Source organism: Paenibacillus kribbensis, from assembly GCF_001705305.1.
Taxonomy (GTDB): Bacteria; Bacillota; Bacilli; order Paenibacillales; family Paenibacillaceae; genus Paenibacillus; species Paenibacillus kribbensis_B.
In genome coordinates this window covers 152,116-175,699 of sequence record NZ_MCBP01000001.1, presented here as the reverse complement: position 1 = coordinate 175,699, position 23,584 = coordinate 152,116, and the positions used below count along the sequence as shown (strand labels likewise).

The window sequence follows — 23,584 nt, the reverse complement described above, 5'->3', positions numbered from 1 at the left end:
ATAAAGAGGAGTGTGTAGGTATGGGAGTGCCTATCGTACAGGCGAGCGTTCAAGCTGACAACAAAGCAGGCGAGCACATTAGCCTGAAAGAAAAGATTTCGTACGGTATGGGTGACTTTGGTAATGGATTCATGTTTGATTTGGGGCAGCTGTATCTGCTGAAATTTTTTACGGATGTGGCAGGTGTTTCAGCGGGAGCAGCAGCCGGCATCTTTTTGGCCAGCAAGCTCTTTGCTGCCATATGTGATCCGGTTGTCGGGTCCTTTGTTGATTATCGCAAACATATCGGTTCACGTGGAAAATTCAGGCCTTTTCTCATCTTTGGAAGCGTTATCCTTGCGATTCTTACGATTCTTACATTTATTTCGCCCAATATTTCACCCACAGGCAAACTCATTTACGCTTATGCGTCCTATATGATCTGGGGGATTGGCTATTCTATTGTAAATATTCCATATGGCTCACTGGGTGCGGCCATTACGCAGGATACCATTCAGCGTGCCTCCTTGTCTTCTTTCCGTCAGGCGGGCTCACTGGGCGCATTATTTGTAACCAGTGTCGTTGTCATGCCGCTTATTTTGCTGTTTCCTAACCATCATGTTGGCTATCCGGTTGTGATGGGAATCATGTCACTCATTGGTGTGATTGCTTTCATTGTATGTTACCGAGGAACGAAAGAACGCATTATTAGTCAATCCGGACCAAAGGAAAAGCTATCTTTAGGCGTTATTGTACACACTTTTACGACTAACAAGCCTTTGCTGGTACTTGTTTTAATGACGATTTTCACCATATCCGCGTACAATATCAAGTCTGCACTGCTAGTCTATTTTGCCGAATATAATTTGGGGCATGTAGAGCTAATGGCGTATATGAATTTTATTATTATCGGCTCTTCGCTGCTGGGTGTGTTGTTCCTGCCCAAGCTGGTACGGCGCTTTGGTAAACGAAAAACAGCCATACTCGGGATGCTGGTTAGTGTCATTGCCGATTCCTTGAACTTTTTTATGCCTTCAAATGTATATATTTTCACAATTCTGGCCAGTATTTCGTTCATTGGTATCAGTATTCCTAACGGAGTTACCTGGGCATTTGTCTCCGATATCATTGACTACGGCGAATGGTCATCCGGGGAGCGGAAGGAAGGGATTACGTACTCACTATTCAACTTTTCGCGTAAGTTGGCTCAATCTTTGTCCGGCTTTCTGTCGGGTATCGGACTGGCGTTTGTCGGATATGTTCCGAACGTGGTTCAGTCCTCTGGGACACTGCTCGGGATCAAGGCACTGCTGTGTCTCTATCCGGCTATTGCCCTGGCTTTGGCCATGCTGGTCATCGGTAAAATGTATAAGCTGACTGACAGCAAACATGCAGAAATGGTTCAAGATTTGCAGCGTCGACATGCGGAAAACCGCGTATAATTTGTGAAAGTCTTCTTTTCCGGGCGGCTCCTGTGGTATGGTGAGTATATAATTTTTTAGAGCCTCACTAAAGAAAGGATACGTATATGGCAGCTACCATTAAAGACATTGCCAAATTGGCGAATGTTTCCCATACAACCGTCTCCCGGGCGCTCAACAATAGCCCGCTGATTAAAGAAGATACGAAACGCAAGATTATGGAATTGGCAGAGCAACTGAATTATATTCCAAACTTTAACGCCAAAAGCCTTGTTCTCCAGCGCTCGCATACGATTGGCCTGTTTTTCACCAGTATTTCACAAGGTACCAGCTCCAGTTTTTTTGCGGATACCATACGTGGAGTGAATCATGTCATCGGGGTGGACTACAATTTGTTTGTGCGAGGAATTGACGATTATACTGATTTTTCGGCCATTCACCGCAAGCGTTTTGATGGCATCATTCTGATGAGTCAAAGCGAAGCGGACAACCCGTTTATTTATCATGTGCTCGGTCAGGGCATTCCGCTTGTTGTACTGAACCGACAGGTGTCCGGAGCCGGCATCGTGAATGTGATTTCCAATGATAAGGAAGGGTCCTATGCGGCGGTTTCCTTTCTCATTGAAAGCGGGCATGAACGCATCGCGATCATCGAAGGGGTCGAAGGCTTTAAGTCTACCCAGCAGCGCCGCGAAGGGTTCATGAACGCGCTGATTGATAGTGGCAAGCCAATCCGACACGAATACATCGTCCAGGGGCATTATGACACTGAAAGCGGAAGCCAGGCGATGAAGCAGCTGCTCTCCTTGCAGGAGCCGCCGACTGCGGTATTTTGCTCTAACGATGATATGGCCATCGGTGCGATGAATGCAGTATTTGAAAACGGCTTGAAGGTACCGGAGAACGTATCTGTTATTGGCTTTGACGATATTGGTTTCTCCATGTATACAACCCCGCCGTTAACGACGGTCAAAAGACCGATCGAGCAGATTAGCGCGCGCGGAGCTGAGTGCATTCTCGAACGGATTCAGTCGCCGTCGAACGAGGGTGAGCTTATATTTATGGAGACTGCGCTCATGAAGCGGAAATCCACGGCTAAGAGACCAGGCTGAGTATCATTCTGAAAACAGGCAGGCTGCAAAAGGGTAGGTCCAGTGCATTATGCGCTGTTCCTGCCCTTTTTTTGTTGAAATCGTGCTGCTTCATCGGTATTTAACGTATAAGATTGGTTTTTGCCAGTTCAACAATCTCGTCACCGCGACCGTTCAGTACCGCTTTCATCATCCATAAGGTAAAACCTTTTGCTTGTTTAAGATTAATTTTAGGCGGCATGGATAGCTCCTGACGGTTCACGACCACATCCACCACCACAGGACCATTATAATCCAATGCTTGCTGAATGGCATCCTCCAGCATAGATGGATCTTCAACCCGGATGCCCTTGAGTCCCATGGCTTGCGCTACAGCGCCAAAATCAGGGTTAACCAGCTCGGTACCACTTTCCAGAAACCCGGCTGCCTTCATTTCCAACTCGACAAAACCAAGAGCGCCATTATTGAATACAATGACTTTAACAGGCAATTGATACTGTTTAAGGGTAAGCAGATCGCCCATCAGCATCGTGAGTCCGCCATCGCCCGAGAGGGAAATAACCTGCCGAGCAGGCTCAGTGGCCTGTGCACCAATTGCTTGCGGCAGTGCGTTAGCCATCGTCCCATGGTTGAAGGAACCGATAAGCCGCCGCTGGCCGTTCATCTGCAAATAACGTGCTGCCCACACCGTCGGCGTACCGACATCACAGGTGAAAATGGCGTTTTCCTGAGCGAGATCACTAATGATCTTGGTGAGATATTGCGGATGGATCGGTATATGGCCTGGTTTACCAACCGCCAGTTCATCCAGCTCCTCGCGGACCTTGGTATAGTGGGAGACGGCTTTTTCCAGATGCTTGGACTCATGCTCTGACGTTAAATGAGGAAGCAGCATCTCCAGCGTTGCTTTTACATCCCCGCACAATCCATAGGTTAAAGGAGTGCGTCTGCCGAGATGGGCGGGCTCTATATCTACCTGCAGCACAATCGCATCCTCGGGATAAAATTGTCTGTAAGGAAAATCGGTTCCGAGCATGAGCAGAACGTCACAATCCATCATCGCATGGTACCCGGAGGAATATCCGATCAGCCCGGTTAAGCCTGCATAATAAGGATTGCTATATTCCAGATATTCCTTGCCTCGCAGTGCGGATACCATGGGTGATTTTAGCTTGTCACACAGTTGCATGAGCAATTCGTGAGATTGTGCACAGCCGGCCCCACATAGTAAAGTAATACGCTCGCCTTTATTCAAATACTCGGCCAGCCGGGAAATTTCGGAAGGTGACGGATGCACTACAGGTGCAGTAGGATGGTAGACGTGTTCGGGGACGAGGACCTTTTCCGCTTCCAAACCTGCTATATCACCGGGAAGAACAATGACGGAGACACCTGAACGTGAAACGGCCTGTTGAATGGCCATGGTCAGTGTTCTAGGAACCTGCCTTGGTGTTGTAATAACCTCACAGAAGTGACTGCATTCTCCGAAAAGATGCTCGGGATGTGTAGCCTGAAAGTATTCACTTCCGATCTCGTCACTTGGAATATGGGCTGCAATAGCGAGTACAGGTACCCGATTGCGGTGGCAATCATATAATCCGTTAATCAGATGCAAATTTCCGGGACCACTGCTTCCGGCACATACAGCAATGCTTCCACTAAGGTCAGCATCTGCCCCGGCTGCAAAGGCAGCCACCTCTTCGTGCCTTACATGAATCCATTCAATTTGACCATTACTGCGAATGGAATCAACCATATTATTTAAAGAGTCTCCAACGATGCCATAAATCCGTTTGACCCCTGCGTTGACCAAAACTTGTACAATAGTATCTGCGATTGTCTTCATAGAAGCTCCTCCTGCCTGGTCCTTGTCTAGCCTTTGTCTATTAAGTAACGTTATCCTGCCCGTGCTTTCTTGCATTTATTCTCCTGAGATATATAAGAACAAGCTTGCGGCAAAGGAGGATAGTTAGCCCTTAACCGTCTTGGATCAGGTGCGAAACAGCAGAAGGAGTGGCATCGACTGCGGATTGTTGTACAAACTTGTATGTTAACGTGTTCATATTATTGTCATTAATATATATAAAAACTAAAAATATTGAGAAAACTATTTTGTTCACGTGTGCATTGTGATAAAATAACCTTGCAATCATAATGGTAATAGTGGGAGGATACTCCGGATGAAAAAAGTAGATGAATTAGACCAATTAAACAGAAAAAGCTTTATTGTAACAGAGCCGTATCCTGAGAGGGTGTTGCAATTTGGGGAAGGAAACTTCCTGCGTGCGTTTGTAGACTGGCAATTCGACAAAATGAATAAACTGGCTGAATGGAATACGGGTGTTGTCATTGTACAACCGCAGCCAGCAGGCATGGTGGAGAAGCTGGGTGAGCAGGACGGCCTGTATACGGTTATTCTCGAAGGGATTAAGGACGGGCAAGCCATGAAGGAACATACCGTAGTGGAGTGTGTAACCCGTGGGCTCAATCCGTACACCTCAGACTTTGTTGAATATGAAGCGTTATCCCAAAAGCCTGAGCTGCGCTTTGTCGTATCGAACACGACGGAAGCAGGGATCGCTTATGTGCCAGAGGATCGGCTGGAAGATCGTCCGCAAAAGAGCTTTCCAGGTAAATTGGCCGCTTTACTGTACAAGCGCTTTCAATTTTTCAAAGGTGATCGGAGCAAGGGACTGGTGATCATTCCGTGCGAGCTGATCGACCGCAATGGAGATGCGCTCAAGGAGATTGTGCTGAGATATGCGGATCAATGGGGGCTTGGGGCTGAATTTACAACATGGCTGAAGGAAGCAAATACGTTCTGCAACAGCTTGGTAGACCGGATCGTACCTGGCTATCCCAGAGACAGAATTCATGAAATTCAAGCAGAATTGGGCTACAAGGACGATTTGGTCGTTGTAGGAGAGCAGTATCATCTGTGGGTCATTGAAGGACCGCAGTGGCTGAAGGAAGAACTGCCAGCTCATTTGGCAGGATTGAATGTGCTGATTGTTGACGATATGGCGCCCTATCGTACACGTAAGGTGCGCATTTTGAATGGGGCGCATACGGCGCTTACACCTGTCGCTTATTTATATGGTCTGGATACGGTGGGGCAGGCGGTCGAGCATCATGTCATGGGCGCTTTTATCCAGTCGCTGATTCGAGACGAAATTATTCCGACACTGGACTCCCCGGAAGCGGAATTGAATGTATACGCCGACGATGTTATTGAACGTTTCCGTAATCCATATGTGAATCATTATGTCATGAGCATCGCTCTGAATTCGGTGTCCAAGTTCAAGACACGGAACTTGCCGTCCTTGCTACAGTATGTGAAGCAGCATAAGGCATTGCCCGCTAAAATGGTATTTTCGCTGGCGTCTCTGCTTGTATTTTACCGAGGAGACCGAAACGGCGAGTCGATCGCCCTGGCAGATGAAGCTGAAGTGTTGGGCGCATTTGGTGAGCTGTGGAGTAGATATGACGGAACACTTGCCGGGGCGAAGCAATTGACCGAACAGGTACTTGGCAAGCAGACATGGTGGGGTCAAGACCTGAACCAGATCGAGGGTCTGGCCGAACAGACGGCACAGCACGTGTATGAAATGACAAGCAGAGGAATAAAGGAGACGCTGGAATCTCTAACCGGGAACAGTGTGCCCAGAGCATAAGCAAGGAGGAAACCGGAATGCTGGAATTCATTCAAATCCATCATCAAGATAACGTGGCTGTCGCTTTGCGCGATTACAAGCGGGGAGAGACGCTGGCATGGGGTACGCAAGAAGATCAACGCGTGGAGCTGGTCGACGATGTGGCGCGTGGGCATAAAATTGCGCTGCACAACATACCCGAAGGTGAGCACGTCCTGAAATACGGATATCCCATCGGCCATGCCATTCAGCCCATTCAGGCCGGGCAGCATGTGCATACGCATAATACGAAGACAAATCTGACGGGCGTGGAGGAGTACACCTACAACCCCAAGCCAGCGGCCCCTTTATATGAACAGGAGAGCCGGACATTTCAAGGCTTTCGGCGTAAGGACGGTCGTGTGGGAATTCGCAATGAGTTGTGGATTGTCCCAACAGTCGGTTGTGTGAACGGGATTGCCGAGCTTATATTGAATCGCTTCAAGCAGGAAGTGGGCGATATTACGCCTTTTGAAAATGCACTTGTGCTCAAGCATAATTATGGTTGTTCTCAGCTGGGAGACGATCATGCGCATACACGCACGATTTTAATTGATGCCGTAAAGCACGCGAACGCGGGCGGTGTGCTTGTGCTTGGCTTGGGCTGCGAGAACAACGAAATGAAGGAATTTAAGGAAGCTATCGGTGAATATGATCCGGAGCGGGTAAAATTTTTGCTGTCTCAGGAAGTATCGGACGAGGTGGAGGAAGGGGTACGGCTGCTGCATGAAATTTTTGCGGCAGTGCAGGAAGATCGGCGTGAGCCTGTGCCTTTATCCGAGCTGAACATTGGCTTGAAATGCGGCGGCTCTGACGGTCTGTCGGGCATTACTGCCAATCCACTGCTTGGTCGACTGTCGGATTATATGGCAGCGCAGGGTGGAACGACGGTGCTGACTGAGGTGCCTGAAATGTTTGGCGCGGAGACCATTTTAATGGAGCGTGCTGCCGATGAGCAAGTATTCGGCAAGATCGTACATCTGATTAACGATTTTAAGCAATATTTTCTGGATTACAAGCAGCCGGTATACGAAAATCCGTCACCGGGCAATAAAGCAGGGGGCATTACGACACTGGAGGATAAATCACTGGGCTGTACGCAAAAATCCGGTTCTTCCACGGTTACGGATGTTATTCAGTACGGGGAGCGTCTAAAGACCAAAGGGCTCAACCTGCTCAGCGCACCGGGGAACGATCTGGTTGCATCTTCGGCTCTCGCAGCAGCGGGCTGCCAGCTCGTTATTTTCACAACCGGACGCGGCACGCCTTTTGGCTCCTTTGTTCCGACGATGAAGGTATCGACCAATTCGCCGCTCTATAAGTCCAAACCGCACTGGATCGACTATAATGCCGGTTCATTGGTGGAGGATGTCAGCATGGAAGATGCGCTCCGCAACTTTGTGGATTACATTGTCGATGTAGCCAGCGGAACTTGGGTAAACAACGAGAAAAACAATTTCAGGGAGCTTGCTATTTTTAAAAACGGGGTTACGTTGTAGCAGCTTGTAACACATTGGGAGGCGGAATTTATACCGCTTCCCTTTTTACGTTGTATATCTCCAAATAGGCGTGCTAGACTTACGGGGAAACCGAATCATTTTAGGAATAGGGGGAATTACAGTGCGGGATGCAATTGTTGCTTATCGGGAAGAGAATCATGATCAGCTCGTAGATATTTGGTATCGGGCTGTACGCGAGACACACACCTTTTTAAAGGAAGAGGATATCCAATTTTATCATCATATCGTGTGCAATGGCGCTCTTAGAGAAGTCGAAATTTGGATGGCGTGGAATGAAGGTAAAGGTCCAACAGGATTTATCGGGCTGGCCGGACCCCAAATAGAGATGCTATTTGTCGATCCTGAGTTGCATGGGCAGGGTATAGGCAGCCGGCTCATCCAACATGCGGGTAAAATAAAAGGTACACACCTCAAAGTGGACGTGAATGAGCAAAATGAGAAAGCACATGCTTTCTACAAGCATTTTGGCTTTGTCCAAACAGGGCGATCTGAGCTGGATGGATCAGGTCGGGCATTTCCTTTGCTTCATATGGAGTTATTATTGCCATATGTTTGATTTTATGATATAACTTAATTACGTAATAAATACGTAATTAAGTTATATTTTAGATAGAACGTAGATCATGCTTTTGTTTGATGAGTACTAAAAGTCGGACAAGGAGGTGGGGAGGGTGGATGATCTCGTTCACTCCCATATCACAGATCTGGACACACTTGTTAACATGATTAAGCTGTCATTTTCATTTGCAGACGGAGCCAACATGATTGTTTTATGTGATCTTCTGTATAACCATGCCAGCCAAAAGTATCAGGAGCTGCAGCTTTATAAAGCGCGCAAGAAGCCTGTACAACTCATACATAGCAAACGGCCGATAGTATATTACTACGGCTACAGTCATCTTATGAAAGGCATGACCTTCCAAAAACAGGGTAATTATGAAGCCGCCCGGGATTGTATCGAAAAATATGCGGAATTGGGCTGGTTTAATGGCCTTGATCAGCAGGGGGAAGCGGAAGTCGAATATTATCGCCTTGCTGCCAGAGCCAATCTGTATGCCCTTGATATTTTGTCCGGCTATGCTGAAGTGCTGCAGGAATACGTCCAATTTCTTAGAGACAATCCGGAGGAGCTGTTACCGGGGCTTCTTTCTATCGTAGAAGGTGCATACAGGCATGACTATCCTTTAGAGGCTATACTTCAATCATTTGCCGAACAAATTGATGATTTCAAATATTTAGAAGAGCCCGTAAATGTATCTTATTATTTTCGCTTCTGCTATCAACTGGCTCTTTACTACATCAAGCAGCAAAAAGTTACAGCTGCATTGGATTATATTCTGCAATCCCTTATGCTGTCAGATACCCTGGGTATGGAACATGAGCATGAGTTTAGAAAATGTACCGCTATATTTGAGATTTTCCGAACCCAAGCTACAGCAACACAGCAAGACCAATATATAACTATTTTAAAAGGAGTGTTAAAGGATGAAAAAATTGATTTCACGGCCTCTGTCGCTCAGTCTGTTTAGCTTGCTGGTGTTTGTTACAAGTCATGACCTCATTTCGGTATTCTATCATGGAGCCAATCATTAATAGGCAGAAGTAAAGTAGAACAGGAAGGTATACCTAATAGCAAGCAAGCTCATCATGATCAGGGCTTACTTGCTATTGGGCGTTTATTTAAGCCGTTGTGGGCTTATGCAGGAGACCTTGTTCTGAGGGGTGCAATGAAATCTGCGTTTGTTGGTAAGCCGGAAATGCTTCTTTTGCAGGGTATGTCCCAATTTTTAGTGCTGCATCCAGTGCCCGCAATAAGGAACCGATGAACTGCTCTGGAGAAAAGAATATACTTTTCCCGACCATATGAATATGGAGCTCGTTATGGTCGCGGTTGCTTACGGACAGCAATAAACCTTGGCCCTGAAAGCCCGTGCCGATGGCCCGCACCTTGTGTATACCCGCAAGCAGCATCTCGGTTTTTAACGCACGCCCGTGTTCTTCCACAAATACAGAAATCAGGCGTTTGTCTGTAACGATAATAATCTGGTTTCCCCGAAACGTATGGGTTAAATGTACAAAATCTTTGTACACTCCAATAATCTGTTCATGCGCAGCAACAATCCCCATGCGTACAAAATCATCCAACACAGCAGCATCGGGTTCCTGATGATTTTTAATCCGTTTCTTAATGCTGAACTGAATGGTTAGTATACCAAAAACGGCCATGAGAAAAGGGATGAGCCCGCCGTTCCGCAAGAAGAAAAGCAGGACGATAAATACGGCCAGAAAGCATTGCCCCCAAGTAAGATAACGCAGTTTTTGTTGAACCGTACGGCGATAGTAGCGGAACCCTTTCCCCGGTTGATACTCCGAGGCATACTTCGTCATACCACTCATCTGGGTTAACCCATAGACCGCCAGAACGGTCAGCCCAAGCGAAAGGAGCGTCATAAACCATTCTTGTGTCGCAATGCCAACTAACGTGCCAAGGCCGAACATAATGATCCCCGCCCAACAGGCAACTCTTTTGATTCGAACCTGTTTTTGAATCGAACGAACTAATTCTTCCATCTTGTAATCCTCCTGATCTAGGTACATAGGTAATGATTGGAACATCAATAGTCTTATCGTACCATCTGATAGTCTTTTTCGTAAATTCTTTAGAAGATATTGTATGTGTGAGCCTTTAAAACTTCACTGCCTTTTTACCCTTATCCTGATATAATAAATGTAAGTATAACCATGTCCTTCGATCAGAAAGTTTGTACACATATCAGATGAATCGCCAAACGGAAGGGGAGAGCATATGGTTATTTATGAAACGGACCAAGCTTATGTAATGACAACGCAGCATGACCATGCCCACATTTCAGGTGAACTGGCTTCACAATGGGAAGAGAGTGCCTTCAAGAATAGGCGGCATAAGCAGGATTTTGTATATGCAGCCAAGGAGCATGACCGGGGTTGGATTAAGTTGGACGCTGCTCCTTTCTGGAATGATCATGTATCTGCACCTTATACGTTTATTGATTTTCCGCTCAGTCCTCGTTTTGTGTTTTATCAGCTTGGGATTGATGAAGTCGAGCAGGTGAATTCGTATGCGGCGTTGCTGTGCAGCTTGATGTACAAGGAGCTGGTCGGACGGACCGAGCATGAAAATGCTCAGGACAAGCAGCTTACGCGTGCTTATCTGGAGGCGGAGGAACAGCGACGACACAGGCTCAAACAGGAGCTGGCGGGCGGCGTCACCTTCGATCATCAGGTGCGTACGGATGTGCGCAGAATGTTGTTCTGCGACGAATTAAGTCTGTTTCTGTGCAGCCGGGAGCCAGGGACGCCTGCGGCAGATTATGAATGGTTTGCTGATGGTTTGACCTTCCCGGCTGTTCGCCATGAAGGAGGGCGGGTTCGGGCCGAATGGTTATCGGATCAGACAGTGGGTCTCTCTTTTTTTCCTTTTAAAGGGAAGGTGGGGATTACTCATACCTTTAAGCAGGTGGACAAAGAGCAAATTCATGCCTCAGGGCTTCTGCAAGCCTACCGTTCCTCCGAATGGAAGCATCGAACCTTTACCGTCGAACATATCATGGAAGTAGAAAAACGCAAGGAGAATGCCTGACGTCTACCGATATGGTCCCGGACAGAGCAAAGCCTCCCTGAATAAATCCACTCAGAGAGGCTCTTTTTTTCTTATCGGATGCCCCTTTATTTCTCATCAAATTCTCATCAGATACGTAACACCCATTCCCAATGCGGCTACCACCCATTTTTTATTTTTCATGAATAGCACCTCTTTAATGTGAAATGCTGAACGAGATTTTACAATTTAGTGCTTCCCTGCGCTTGTTCCGCATAACTATGGTTTTACCCTTTCCATGAAATCTTACCCGTTCCATCGACAATGAAACGATTACGAGTGTCTATTCACGTTTAATGGATATGATCCCAATATCCTGCCGCAATTGCTTCAGACGCACATGACAGGGAGGTCTTTGTGATGAGAAAGAAGGAAGTGGTGGCCATGCTGCTTGCCGGCGGACAGGGCAAAAGACTCAAAGGACTGACCCGGACACTTGCCAAACCGGCTGTATTTTTTGGAGGAACCTACCGTATCATTGATTTCCCCCTTAGCAATTGCGCCCATTCTGGTATTGATACGGTAGGCGTATTGACCCAGTACGAACCGTTGGTGCTCCATTCGTACATCGGCGTAGGCAGCGACTGGGATTTGGATCGCCTGGATGGAGGAGTTTTTGTGTTACCTCCGCATGAAAAAGAGGACGGGAACAACTGGTATAGAGGTACAGCGGATGCGATTTACCGTAATTTGCATTTTTTGGATCAGTATGACCCCGATCATGTACTGATTTTGTCAGGCGATCACATCTATAAAATGGACTACAGTCGCATGCTCGACTATCACAAGGAAAAGGGAGCAGACTGCACGATTTCTGTCATCAATGTCACGATTCAGGAAGCCAAACGGTTCGGGATTCTGAACACCGATGATGACCTGAAAATATACGATTTTGAGGAGAAGCCGGAACAGCCGAAAAGTACACTGGCCTCGATGGGCATTTATTTGTTCAAATGGGAGGTACTGCGTCGCTATCTGCTGGAAAGCGCAAGCGATTCTGAATCCTCGCATGATTTTGGCAAGGATATTATTCCGATGCTGCTCCAGCATGGACGGTCGCTGTATGCCTATCCGTTTGCCGGGTACTGGAAGGATGTAGGCACGATTCAAAGCTTGTGGGAGGCTAATATGGATCTACTGGCGCAGGACCCGCCTTTGGATTTGAATGACTCTTTCTGGCGTATCTATACCCGCAGTCCCAATCAACCGGCTCAGTACATCACCCAACGAGCGATTTTGAAAAACAGCATTGTCAATGAAGGATGCATGGTGGACGGAGAAGTAAGGCATTCCGTGCTGTTCTATGGGGTCGAAGTAGGCAGGGGCAGCGTTATTACCGAATCCGTCATCATGCCGAACGTTAAAATTGGACGCAATGTTCGTATTCATCGGGCTATCGTGAACGAGAACATGATTATTGATGACAACATGGTCATCGGATCTGAGGATAGCCCGGATGAGATTATTTTGTTCGATCAGGAATGCAAGCTTCATGCACGAATATAACCCGGATAAGGACGGTGTCCGCTATGAGCCGACTCATTGGAGTTATCAACCTGGATCACGAACTGGATCAGTTGAAGGAGTTGACCTATTTCCGGTGCGGGGCCGCAGTTCCCTTTGCCGGTCGATACCGGCTCATTGATTTTACCTTATCCAACATGATGCATGCAGGGGTGCATGATATTGCACTGTTTGTCCGCCGCAAATACCGTTCGCTGCTGGATCATCTGGGTGAAGGACGGCCCTGGGATTTGGATCGCAGACGAGGTGGGCTGTTTATTTTACCGCCGGACTGGAATGATCCGACGGATGGTTCACGCGGGGATTTGCAGCATGTGCACAACAACCTGGACTTTTTTCATCGCTCAGCAGGGCAAGTCATTATACATGCAGGAACACAGCATGTCAACAAGGTAGATATTGAGGATGTATACCGTTATCATCGGGAAAAGAATGCAGACGTTACCCTTGTCTACAAAGCTACAGAGCAGCTCGAATCTGAGCATGCGCCTTGCGTACGGCTGGAGATTGCCGAGGACGGGCGAGTGACCGGCATTCATCAGGAGCAGGATCATCATAATATTTATCTGGAAATGTTCGTAATGGACAAAAGCTTGTACCTGGATCAGGTGAAGCATTGCATTGCCCATCAGGATAATCATTTCTTCCGGGATGCGATTCAGAAAAATCCAAGCGGACTACGCATTTTTGCGTATCCTTATGAAGGGTATCATGCGGTCATTAATTCCATCGAGAGTTACTATAAAAATAGCATGAAGTTGCTGGATCAGCAGCAGTATCAAGCGCTGTTTCAGGATCAGGCGGTGCATACCAAAATCAAGTACGAAGCCCCGACCCGCTTCACCCACAGCGCTGAGGTGGAGCATTCGCTTGTCGCCAATGGCTGCACGATTGGGGGCAAGGTTGAGAATAGCATTCTTTTTCGCGGGGTACGGATAGAGGAGGGCGCGCGGGTAAGCAACTCGATTATTATGCAAAAATGCACGATTCGCAAAGGCGCCATTGTCCAGAATGTAATTTTGGATAAGGATGTGGAGCTTTCATCGGAAAGGACTCTGATTGGAGACACTAAGGTTCCCTATGTCATTGCCAAGAACATCGTCATTTAGAAAATATATTCTGCATTTTAAAACCGAAATACAGGAGGTTACACCTTTGTTCAGCAATAAAGAAGCTTTTAAGCAGGCTTTTCGAGAGCAACTGGTCGGAAGGCTGGGCAAACCGATGCAGGAAGCTCAGGCGGAAGACGTATATAAGGTTTTGGGCGGTATGATCCGCGAACAGGTCGGCAAGAAATGGGCGGAAACGAACCAAGCCTATAAAGAAGGACAAGAGAAGCAGGTCTATTACTTTTCGCTGGAGTTTTTGATAGGCCGTCTGCTGGGCAGCAATTTGCTGAATTTGGGTGTATTGGATATGGTTCGGCAAGCACTGGGAGAATTGGGATGGGACCTGGGAGAAATCGAAGAACAGGAGGCAGACGCCGGGCTGGGAAATGGCGGTCTCGGTCGTCTGGCCGCTTGCTTCATGGATTCGCTGGCATCCCTCGGCTATGCTGGACATGGCTGCGGCATCCGATATAAGTATGGTCTGTTTGAGCAGCGTATTGTAGACGGAAATCAGGTGGAGCTGCCGGATTACTGGCTGCAAAAGGGCAATGTATGGGAGGAACGCCGCCCTGACAAGAAGGTCGAGGTCCACTTTTGGGGACGGGTGGAGGCTCGTGAACAGGATGGCCGTCTCGTATTCGAGACTCAGGATGCCGAAACAGTCTGGGCTGTTCCATATGATATTCCGCTGGTGGGCTATGGACACGCACAGGTGAACACGCTGCGGATTTGGAGCGCGGAATCAGCGCTAGACCCCGTCCGAGGGCCGATTCGGGGCGAAGGTGGCTACTACCGCTTTCTCGACTATAATCGCTCGGTGGAGTCCATTTCGGCTTTTCTCTACCCGGATGATTCCAATTATGAGGGCAAGCTGCTTCGCTTGAAGCAGCAGTACTTTCTGTGCTCGGCCGGATTGCAAAGTATTTTGCGTACGTTCGAGAAGCTTCGTTTACCGTACAGCCAGTTGCCTGACAAAATTGCGCTGCACATTAACGATACGCATCCAACGCTGGTGATACCCGAACTGATGCGTATTCTAATGGACATAAAGGGCTTGGGCTGGGACGAAGCATGGGATATTACGACCCGGACGGTTTCGTATACCAATCATACGATATTGAGCGAGGCCTTGGAGCAATGGCCTGTCAATATGGTGCGGGAGCTGCTTCCTCGTATTTGTTTAATCATTGAAGAGATTAACAAGCGTTATTGCGCTATGCTGCTCGAACGTTATCCAGGTCAGGACATCAAAATTGGACAGCTGGCGATTATTCACGGTGAACAAATCCGCATGGCCCATTTGGCTATCGTCGGCAGCTACAGCGTTAACGGGGTAGCGGCGTTGCACACACAAATATTGAAGGAACGTGAAATGAAGTCGTTTCACGAGCTGTACCCTGGTCGTTTTAACAATAAAACGAACGGAATTGCCCATCGTCGCTGGCTGATGCACGCGAACCCTGAGCTGGCAAGCTTGTATGATGAAACGATCGGTACACATTGGAGAACCCGTCCACGCGAGCTGATCGACCTGCTTCGTTACAGTGGGGAAGAGTCGTTCCAGGAGCGGATTCAGACGATTAAGCGAAATAATAAAATCAGGCTTGCCGATCATATATTGGCTAAATACGGTGTCCGGCTGGATACGTCCTCGATTTTTGATGTACAGGTCAAACGGCTACATGGCTACAAGCGACAGCTGCTTAACATTTTGCATGTGATGCATCTGTATAACCAGCTCAAAAATAATCCTTCGCTTGATATGGTGCCACGCACTTTTATTTTTGGGGCTAAAGCAGCTCCGGGCTATTTTCTTGCCAAGCAGACAATTAAACTGATTAACAATGTGGCGGATACGATCAATCGGGATGTGGATGTCAGGGACAAGCTGAAAGTGGTTTTTCTCGAAAATTATTCAGTTTCGCTGGCGGAGCTGATCATTCCTGCAGCGGATGTCAGTGAGCAGATCTCTACGGCAGGCAAGGAAGCCTCAGGCACAGGAAATATGAAATTTATGATGAACGGCGCACTCACCCTGGGTACATTGGATGGAGCCAATGTGGAAATGCATGACATGGTGGGCGATGCCAACATGTTCATTTTTGGCTTGAAGGTGGATCAGATTGAGGTGTATGTTCAGGACGGCCAATATTCGGCGCGTAAAACAGCCAACAGTGACGAAAGACTGCGCGAAGTGTTGGATCAGCTGGTAAACGATGCTCCTTTTACACGGCATGAACGAGAATTTGAGGCCATTTATCAATCCCTGATTGATCATAATGATGAATACTTTGTGCTCAAGGACTTCGCAGCCTATGTGGATACGCAGGTTCATGTGGAGCAAGTGTACCGGAATCCGTCCGAGTGGACGCGGCGTGCCATTGTGAATATGGCTCATTCCGGCCAATTTTCCAGTGATTGCACAATTCAGCAGTACGCAGCGGAAATTTGGGACATTGTACCTCTCAAAAACGATGTCAACAAGCGAATCTTGTCCTAAAAAAGCGAAACAGGCGGAATAGCATTGCTTTTCGACCGCTGAGGGTTATAATGACAGTATAAACATACTGTTAAAGGAGTCCTCCTATTGATCAAGCTCAATCCGAACAGGCTCAAACCTCATAAATCGAAGAAGAAATATAATATGTTCCAAAATATATGGCGGGCGATTCGTCTGAATTTTATCAAGCTGTTGCGTGCACCTGGTGGCGTCAAAAAAATCTCCTTGGGCTTTGCCATTGGCTTCGGGCTGGAGATGATTGTGATTTCCACGGCATCTCTGATTTACCTTGTGTTTTATCCCATTGTTCGGCTGTCCGGCGGTTCGATGCCTGCGGCCATTGTGGGTAACGTTGTAGGCAAGCTGACCTTTTTACCGATTGTGCTGATGCCGTTCGCCAAGCAGCTTGGGGCTTGGATTTACCCATCTCATTATCCGGTACACGTCAGAGGCGGTCGACTTCACGAGCATTCTTTTATGGAGCTGTTTCATGGCAACTGGTCTGTATTCAGAGACTTGCTGCACGGAGGGCTGCACATTCTGATCGGGATGTCGATTTTCGGTGTGGTACTGGGCATTATCTCGTATTTTGTCATTCAGGTCTTGTATAACCGTTCGCTGCACAAACGGCTGGAAAAACGGAAATTGCGTCATGGTACAGCCTTTTCAGCGGCCAGACTGCTGAAAAACGGATAACGTAGTAAATAAGAAGCTCCTTGAGCCTATCATTTAGGCTTGAGGGGCTTCTTTCGGTTTGGGATTTCTGACCCGAGTCTTAAGTTCACATGATTGGCTTCATCCACTCAAATCGTTTACAATACGTGTGCATACAACACTGGACGATAGGTTAATGTACATACAAGGAGTGGTGAGGTTGCGGAAGATATGGCAAATCTACTTAACAGACTGGAAAAATGTATTCAAAGTATCGACCGGGACTTTATTAGTCATTGGTATCATTCTTTTGCCTTCCGTTTATGCATGGGTGAATTTGAAAGCGATGTGGGACCCCTACGCGAATACATCAGGTATTAAAATTGCAGTAACGAGCCAGGACCAGGGTGCTGAGGTGAACGGGAAAAAAATGAACATCGGCGACGAGGTTCTGCATAACCTTCACAATAACAAGAAGCTGGGCTGGACGTTTGTGAATGAAGCAGAGGCGCGAAGAGGCGTGCTGGACGGTGATTATTATGCCAGCCTGCTCATCCCAAAGGATTTTTCGAAGAAAATTACGAGCGTGCTTACGGAAAATCCGCAAAAGCCGGAGATTGATTACGCGGTAAATGAAAAAATCAATGCGGTTGCTCCGAAAATCACCTCCTCCGGGGCCACCTCTCTGACGAACCAGATTAGCCAAAACTTTATTGAAACGGCCAGTCAAGCTGTGTTGACCAAGCTAAAGGAAGCCGGGGTGAAGCTGGAAGAGGAGCTGCCTACCATTCGCAACATTGAGAACCGGGTGCTGGAGCTGAACAATCGGCTACCGGATATCGACAGGTTAGGTAAACAAGCGATTCAGCTGGAGCAGAATTTGCCCAAAATTAAGGCGCAGGGGCAAAAAATCATTGCACTGAAGGACAAGATTCCCGAAATTAACCGTGCTGGCGAGCTGGTGCTTATAATTGACAAAAACCTGCCTGAGCTGGATAAGGTAGCTTCAGTCATTTTGGATATACAAAAAAGGCTGCCGGACATTCAAAAGGCCGGAGACCGGATTGTCGAGCTGGATCAGAACTTTGGCAAGGTGGAAAGTGCGTTGACCACTGCCTTGGAGGACACACAAACAGCTCTTAAGGTCATTTATGCTGCACAGAAAGCCCTACCGGAAGTGAAGAAAATCGCGGATACAGGCAAGGATTTTACAAGCGGCCTACTTGATTTTCTGGACAAAAACGAGGGTGCGCTCGACTCCATTGGAACGCTGGTCAAAGAGGACCTGCAACTGGTCCAGCAAATTGCGAATGAAGTTTCGGAGATTACAGGCATCATTCGTGGGGTGGATTTTGATCCTAAAGCAGCACAGGCTGCGGCGAATCGGGTTAGCGGAAGGCTGACGACTGCCATTGGGGTGCTGGATCATATTTCCCAGTTGTTAAACCGAGTGAACGGATATTTGCCGAGTCAGCCTCTGGATTCGCTCATTTCCCGTGTAGGCGGGCTGAAGGATCGTCTTGGCCGCTTGAACAGCACGGTGACAAGCATTGGAGATGCCATACAGCGTGGCGAGAAGCCTGCACAAAATTTGCTTGATGAAGCTGACCGCCTGGCTGGAGAGGTTAGCAGCGGAATTGACAGCATTTTGAGCAATTATGATACGGAGTATGCACCCGCGATTCAAAAGGCGCTGGATCAAATCAAAACCGTTGCGCGCAATTCCGCCAATGTGCTGAATACCGCTCAAGAGCAGCTGCCGAATATTGAAAAGATATTAAATGATGCACAGGCTGCGGCAGAATTCGGTCAGCAAGAGCTGACTCGTCTCCAGCAGGATTTGCCGCAATACCGCCAGAAGCTGCATGAAGCGGCTACGACGATTCAGGGGCGCATGGGCGAGTTCACAACTGCTGTCAACAAAGCGGCAGACTTTGTAAAAAACGATTTGCCTGCAGTTAAAGGTAAAATCCATCAGGCAGCGGAATTTGTACGCAATGATTTGCCAAGGGCGGAACAACAGTTTGTCAAAATGGCTGACTTGATTGAAAACAAGTTCCCCGAGGCAGAAAAAGCGGTACACCAAGTCGCTAATTTTGTGAGAACAGATCTTCCGGATGCTGAGGATTCCATACGTCACGCGGCAGACACGATTCGTAAGCTGAGAGGCGAAAATGCACTGGGACGAGCCATTGCGTTGCTCAAGGGGGATGTGAAGAAGGAAAGCGATTTTCTCGGTAGCCCGGTATTGCTGAAGCAGGAGCGAATATACCCGATCCCGAACTATGGCTCTGCGATGTCCCCTTTTTACACGACATTATCGATCTGGGTAGGTGCGATGCTGCTGGTCTCGATGTTCAGGGTAGATGTGGAGGACCCGGAAGGCCAATATAAAAGCTACCAGGTGTATTTCGGACGGCTTATGACGTTCTCTACGATTGGCATATTCCAGGCGCTGAGCGTGTCCCTCGGTGACTTGTTCCTGCTCGGGGCTTATGTGGATGCCAAAGTAGCATTTGTATTGTCGTCTATGCTGATCAGTCTGGTGTTTACGGCCATGACCTATACGTTGGTTTCTGTGTTCGGCAATATTGGCAAGGGTCTGGCGGTCATCCTGCTGGTGCTTCAATTCTCCAGTTCAGGCGGAACATTCCCGGTTGCGACGAGCACACCATTTTTTCAGGCGCTAAATCCGTTCGTCCCATTTACCTATGCGGTTAGTCTGCTACGGGAAACGGTAGGAGGGATGTTGCCTTCAACGGTAACACGAGATGTGATGATGCTGTTTGTATTTATCGGAGTGTGCTTCCTGTTTGGTTTGGTGCTTAAAAAGCCGCTCAGCAAGTATACGAAAAAAATGGCCGAGCGCGCGAAGGAAACGAAATTAATTCCTTAATTGTTGAAAAAAGAGTGAGTTACGGTGGATGAAGCGCGCTCCGCGAAGGATTTGATCTTACGATCGCTGTTGCCACGGGATTCTATGGATTGGATGGGACATGAAAAGGTAAGAATCCCGTAGCAAAGGCGAACGCTCCGCTTCTCCAGATTCAAATCCTCCGCTCCGCTGGCAACCACCGTAAAGTCACTTTCCTTTTAACATTCGGCGGGTAGTAGGAGGGAGGATGCCTCGCGTTTGCTGCTTCGGCAGTGCGTGGGGCTTTTTTGTATACACTATCCAACCTAAAAATGCATTTTAGGGTGTTTCAAAGTGGTTTTTTTTGGTGAATGAAGTGGGTATGGTCTTTTTTTATGCAATTTTTGCGGAATTTATAAATCTTAAGCAAAGGCGGGAGGTAGTATGGAGTACTCATACTTGGGGAAGTCAGGCTTGAAGGTTAGTCGGTTATGTCTGGGCACGATGAATTTCGGACCGGAAACGGAAGAAAAGGATGCGTTTAAAATCATGGATGCCGCACTGGATGCGGGCATTAACTTCTTTGATACAGCCAATGTATATGGTCATGACCGCAGAGGATGGACAGAGGAAATTATCGGACGCTGGTTCCAGCAGGGTGGCGGAAGACGAGAGAAGGTCGTGCTGGCGACGAAGGTATACGGGGACATGAAAAATGAAAATGACGGACCGAACGCAGGATCAGGCTTGTCTGCTTACAAAATTCGCCGTCATTTGGATGCTTCTCTGAAACGTTTGCAGACCGACCATATCGAGTTATATCAAATGCACCATATTGATCGGAACGTGTCCTGGGATGAGCTATGGGGTGTGTTCGAATCCGTTGTGAATCGGGGACAAGTGGATTATATTGGCTCCAGTAACTTTGCGGGCTGGCACATCGCGGTGGCGCAGGCCGAAGCAAAGGCACGACGTTTTCTCGGTCTTGTCTCCGAGCAGCATCTGTACAATCTGAATGAACGTTCTGCCGAGCTAGAAGTATTGCCGGCAGCTCAAGCACTGGGACTGGGTGTGATTCCTTGGAGTCCGTTGGCTGGTGGACTGCTGGGACGTAATGCGTTAGCAGGTACAGGCTCCCGTAGCGCACGCGCCAAGGAAAGGGTGGAACAGAACCGTGCGAAACTGGAGCAATTTGCTGCATTGTCCCGCGAGCTGGGCGAGAAGGAGGACGTGATTGCACTGGCTTGGGTACTGTCCCATCCGGCTGTAACCGCTCCAATTATCGGGCCGCGGACCTTGGAACAGCTGGAGGATGCTTTACGGGTGCCTGAGGTCAAATTGACTGACGATGTGCTTGCCAAGCTGAACGAGATTTTCCCTGGCCCGGGCAAACCTGCGCCAGAAGCTTACGCTTGGTAATTTAGCATCTTTTCAGGCAAATTAGCATCAGTGGAAGCAAAGACAATGAGTGTCGGGTGAAAAGAAGCGAATCGCAAAGAAGCAGCAGACCAGGAATAATATCTGGGCCTGCTGCTTTTTTAAATATTGTTATATTATTGCTGTTCTTTGCAGTAAGAAATATAATTCCCCAGCCATTGTATGGTTACAGTTTCGCGTAAAATAGCACCATCTAATACAAGATAATCGCCAAAATTATCACTATCCAGAGGAGGAATCGTTTCATAGCGTTCTTTATTTTTGCGTAAATGCTCCAGCCTATCTTGATGTTGAAGCAGCTGATGCTCCAACAGATACAATCGAGTTGTTACATCCAGATTATTAGAAAAATACATTTTCAGCCTAAACACATCTTTGGGAGTGGGTTCAATAGGCTCTGCTTTTTTTAACCATTGTAAAAAATCTTCTTTGCCTTTCTCCGTAATCGAATACAACTTTTTTTCTAAAACTTCTCCGCTAATTTGAATTTCGTAGACGATAAGTCCCTCATTAAGCAGTTTTTTTAATTCCGGATAGATCTGACTGTGCTTCGCAGTCCAAAATTCGCCTAAATCTTTACTGAATTCTTTACCTATATCATAACCAGTCATAGGTTCTTTATTTAACAAGCCTAGGATGGCATATTTTAAAGTTCTCATAAGGCTCTCTTCCTATACATTTTCGTCGTTTATTTGTTAAGTATAACATATTTACCGAGTCCACCATAAGATTGATATATGAACAAAAACATATTTTATGAAACATATTTAATAAAACATATAATTATATACATGTTTCTGTTGATATATTCAAAAGCGCGTGTTAATATTAAACCCGGATTATGTGAATGATTTCACAATACAACAACGAGGGAGAAGAGGATCTTAGTGGAACTTACAAAAAAGAGATGGATTATCCTAATTGCAAGCTGCTTTATCAATTTGTGTATTGGATCAATCTATGCGTGGAGTGTATTTTCTGCCCCAATGGCAGAATATTTGAGCAGCGTCACAGGACTTAGTTTAACACCGGGGAATTTGGCCATAGCATTTACGATTACAAATTCAGTAGGTCCTATCACGATGATTTCAGGTGGCTGGATTAATGATCGGTTCGGACCCAAGAAAGTGATCTTTGTAGGGGGCCTGCTATTTGGAGGAGGTATGATTTTATCAGGATTTGCAACATCTGTAGGCTACCTGGTATTTGCTTATGGTATCGTGCTTGGCCTTGGAACAGGAATGGTTTACGGATGCACAATTAGCAACTCTATAAAGTTTTTCCCTGACAAACGAGGATTAGTTGGCGGTGTAACAACGGCTGCTTATGGAATAAGCTCGGTTATTATACCTCCTATTGCCAATGGTTTAATCAGTAAGTCTGGTGTGACATCAGCATTCATTATAATCGGTATAGCATTTCTTATTATTGTATGTGCTGCTTCTTTCTTCATTGAGAAATGTCCATCTGATTTTGTCCCTGCAGGATGGACACCAAAGGCTGCCAATGTTGGACGTTCTATTCAGAACGACAAAGACTGGAAGGGCATGCTTGCAAGTCCTCTGTTTTATATCATGATCTTGTTGTTAATGTGTGGAGCTTTTGCTGGACTCATGTGTACATCGCAAGCTTCTCCTATAGCTCAGAAAATGATTGGCATGTCTGCGGCAGCCGCTACGACAGTTGTTTCCGTATTGGCGTTGTTTAACACTGGCGGACGAATCGTTGCAGGCTATATTTCAGACAAAATCGGTCGAATCAATACCCTGGCTTTTTCATCAGTCTTTTCGGTAATAGGACTCACAATGCTTTATTTCTCAGGCGAAGGCAGTGTGTTGACATTCTATACTGGCATTTCGGTGATTGGTTTATGCTTTGGCGCACTGATGGGGGTATTTCCTGGATTTACTGCCGATCAGTTTGGGGTGAAAAATAATAGTGTGAATTATGGAATTATGTTTATTGGATTTGCAGTAGCAGGATACTTCGGCCCATCAATTATGAGTAATGTTTACAGCTCAGATCATAGTTATCAGAGAGCCTTTGTCATTGCGGCCGTTCTTGGCATAACCGGACTTGTTCTAACATTTGTATATAAGTTGGCTACCCGAAAAAATCAGAAGATGGCTGTAGATATAAATCAGAAAGCTACCAATTAAACGTCAA

General features: G+C 47.1%; 17 protein-coding genes. 14 read left to right on the top strand and 3 right to left on the bottom strand.

The window, feature by feature from the left end; translation table 11 throughout:
- Nucleotides 1-20 precede the first annotated feature (20 nt).
- Complete coding sequence (locus BAZ21_RS00750; RefSeq protein ID WP_068496196.1) at nt 21-1,421, top strand: glycoside-pentoside-hexuronide (GPH):cation symporter; 1,401 nt, start codon at nt 21-23, stop codon at nt 1,419-1,421.
- An 86-nt stretch (nt 1,422-1,507) separates the two neighbouring features.
- Entirely contained in the window at nt 1,508-2,512 is a 1,005-nt protein-coding gene (locus BAZ21_RS00745) for a LacI family DNA-binding transcriptional regulator (protein WP_068496195.1), read from the top strand.
- A 100-nt stretch (nt 2,513-2,612) separates the two neighbouring features.
- Here BAZ21_RS00745 and poxB read toward each other — a convergent pair whose 3' ends face one another.
- Nucleotides 2,613-4,337 (bottom strand): ubiquinone-dependent pyruvate dehydrogenase, encoded by a 1,725-nt coding sequence (poxB, locus tag BAZ21_RS00740; RefSeq protein ID WP_068496194.1) that lies wholly within the window; start codon nt 4,335-4,337, stop codon nt 2,613-2,615.
- Between the two features lie 334 nt (nt 4,338-4,671).
- On the opposite strand from poxB, the gene BAZ21_RS00735 reads away from it, so the two are divergent.
- The 4 genes from BAZ21_RS00735 to BAZ21_RS00720 all read left to right on the top strand — a co-directional run bounded on the left by BAZ21_RS00735 (nt 4,672) and on the right by BAZ21_RS00720 (nt 9,232).
- Nucleotides 4,672-6,165, top strand: coding sequence for a tagaturonate reductase (locus BAZ21_RS00735; RefSeq protein WP_068496193.1), 1,494 nt, complete (start codon nt 4,672-4,674; stop codon nt 6,163-6,165).
- 17 nt (nt 6,166-6,182) lie between these two features.
- Nucleotides 6,183-7,682 carry a UxaA family hydrolase gene (locus BAZ21_RS00730; protein WP_068496192.1) on the top strand — a complete coding sequence of 500 codons (1,500 nt, stop codon included), beginning with the start codon at nt 6,183-6,185 and terminating at the stop codon, nt 7,680-7,682.
- 121 nt (nt 7,683-7,803) lie between these two features.
- The gene (locus BAZ21_RS00725) at nt 7,804-8,259 is read left to right on the top strand and encodes an acetyltransferase (protein ID WP_068496191.1); all 456 of its coding nucleotides are present in this window, start codon (nt 7,804-7,806) and stop codon (nt 8,257-8,259) included.
- A 115-nt stretch (nt 8,260-8,374) separates the two neighbouring features.
- Nucleotides 8,375-9,232 (top strand): DNA-binding protein, encoded by an 858-nt coding sequence (locus tag BAZ21_RS00720; protein WP_068496190.1) that lies wholly within the window; start codon nt 8,375-8,377, stop codon nt 9,230-9,232.
- Nucleotides 9,233-9,383: 151 nt separating this feature from the next.
- On the opposite strand, the gene BAZ21_RS00715 is transcribed toward BAZ21_RS00720, so the two are convergent.
- Nucleotides 9,384-10,274 carry a hypothetical protein gene (locus BAZ21_RS00715; RefSeq protein ID WP_068496189.1) on the bottom strand — a complete coding sequence of 297 codons (891 nt, stop codon included), beginning with the start codon at nt 10,272-10,274 and terminating at the stop codon, nt 9,384-9,386.
- A gap of 235 nt (nt 10,275-10,509) precedes the next feature.
- On the opposite strand from BAZ21_RS00715, the gene BAZ21_RS00710 reads away from it, so the two are divergent.
- The 7 genes from BAZ21_RS00710 (at nt 10,510) to BAZ21_RS00675 (ending at nt 21,400) form a co-directional block, all read left to right on the top strand.
- Nucleotides 10,510-11,322, top strand: coding sequence for a DUF3891 family protein (locus BAZ21_RS00710; protein ID WP_068496188.1), 813 nt, complete (start codon nt 10,510-10,512; stop codon nt 11,320-11,322).
- A 378-nt stretch (nt 11,323-11,700) separates the two neighbouring features.
- A complete protein-coding gene (locus BAZ21_RS00705) occupies nt 11,701-12,846 on the top strand; it encodes a glucose-1-phosphate adenylyltransferase (RefSeq protein WP_068496187.1) in 1,146 nt (381 codons plus the stop codon).
- A gap of 23 nt (nt 12,847-12,869) precedes the next feature.
- Nucleotides 12,870-13,973: a glucose-1-phosphate adenylyltransferase subunit GlgD gene (glgD, locus tag BAZ21_RS00700; protein ID WP_068496186.1), complete on the top strand. Its 1,104-nt coding sequence runs from the start codon at nt 12,870-12,872 to the stop codon at nt 13,971-13,973.
- 46 nt (nt 13,974-14,019) lie between these two features.
- A complete protein-coding gene (locus tag BAZ21_RS00695) occupies nt 14,020-16,473 on the top strand; it encodes a glycogen/starch/alpha-glucan phosphorylase (RefSeq protein ID WP_068496185.1) in 2,454 nt (817 codons plus the stop codon).
- A gap of 144 nt (nt 16,474-16,617) precedes the next feature.
- A complete protein-coding gene (locus tag BAZ21_RS00690; RefSeq protein WP_007430191.1) occupies nt 16,618-17,169 on the top strand; it encodes a DUF2062 domain-containing protein in 552 nt (183 codons plus the stop codon).
- Nucleotides 17,170-17,347: 178 nt separating this feature from the next.
- Complete coding sequence (locus BAZ21_RS00685; protein WP_068496184.1) at nt 17,348-20,023, top strand: YhgE/Pip domain-containing protein; 2,676 nt, start codon at nt 17,348-17,350, stop codon at nt 20,021-20,023.
- Between the two features lie 402 nt (nt 20,024-20,425).
- Nucleotides 20,426-21,400, top strand: a complete 975-nt coding sequence (locus BAZ21_RS00675; RefSeq protein ID WP_068496182.1) for an aldo/keto reductase — start codon at nt 20,426-20,428, stop codon at nt 21,398-21,400.
- Between the two features lie 134 nt (nt 21,401-21,534).
- On the opposite strand, the gene BAZ21_RS00670 is transcribed toward BAZ21_RS00675, so the two are convergent.
- On the bottom strand, nt 21,535-22,077 hold the full coding sequence (locus BAZ21_RS00670; protein WP_068496181.1) for a PadR family transcriptional regulator: 543 nt from the start codon (nt 22,075-22,077) through the stop codon (nt 21,535-21,537).
- A 228-nt stretch (nt 22,078-22,305) separates the two neighbouring features.
- Between BAZ21_RS00670 and BAZ21_RS00665 the strand changes: the two genes are divergently transcribed.
- Entirely contained in the window at nt 22,306-23,577 is a 1,272-nt protein-coding gene (locus BAZ21_RS00665; protein ID WP_068496180.1) for an L-lactate MFS transporter, read from the top strand.
- Nucleotides 23,578-23,584 lie beyond the last annotated feature (7 nt).

What these genes read in the sequence shown, in the direction of transcription:
- BAZ21_RS00750 (WP_068496196.1), top strand. Translation starts at nt 21, where the DNA reads ATGGGAGTGCCTATCGTACAGGCGAGCGTTCAAGCTGACAACAAAGCA.
- BAZ21_RS00745 (WP_068496195.1), top strand. Translation starts at nt 1,508, where the DNA reads ATGGCAGCTACCATTAAAGACATTGCCAAATTGGCGAATGTTTCCCAT.
- poxB (WP_068496194.1), bottom strand. Translation starts at nt 4,337, where the DNA reads ATGAAGACAATCGCAGATACTATTGTACAAGTTTTGGTCAACGCAGGG.
- BAZ21_RS00735 (WP_068496193.1), top strand. Translation starts at nt 4,672, where the DNA reads ATGAAAAAAGTAGATGAATTAGACCAATTAAACAGAAAAAGCTTTATT.
- BAZ21_RS00730 (WP_068496192.1), top strand. Translation starts at nt 6,183, where the DNA reads ATGCTGGAATTCATTCAAATCCATCATCAAGATAACGTGGCTGTCGCT.
- BAZ21_RS00715 (WP_068496189.1), bottom strand. Translation starts at nt 10,274, where the DNA reads ATGGAAGAATTAGTTCGTTCGATTCAAAAACAGGTTCGAATCAAAAGA.
- BAZ21_RS00710 (WP_068496188.1), top strand. Translation starts at nt 10,510, where the DNA reads ATGGTTATTTATGAAACGGACCAAGCTTATGTAATGACAACGCAGCAT.
- BAZ21_RS00705 (WP_068496187.1), top strand. Translation starts at nt 11,701, where the DNA reads ATGAGAAAGAAGGAAGTGGTGGCCATGCTGCTTGCCGGCGGACAGGGC.
- glgD (WP_068496186.1), top strand. Translation starts at nt 12,870, where the DNA reads ATGAGCCGACTCATTGGAGTTATCAACCTGGATCACGAACTGGATCAG.
- BAZ21_RS00690 (WP_007430191.1), top strand. Translation starts at nt 16,618, where the DNA reads ATGTTCCAAAATATATGGCGGGCGATTCGTCTGAATTTTATCAAGCTG.
- BAZ21_RS00675 (WP_068496182.1), top strand. Translation starts at nt 20,426, where the DNA reads ATGGAGTACTCATACTTGGGGAAGTCAGGCTTGAAGGTTAGTCGGTTA.
- BAZ21_RS00670 (WP_068496181.1), bottom strand. Translation starts at nt 22,077, where the DNA reads ATGAGAACTTTAAAATATGCCATCCTAGGCTTGTTAAATAAAGAACCT.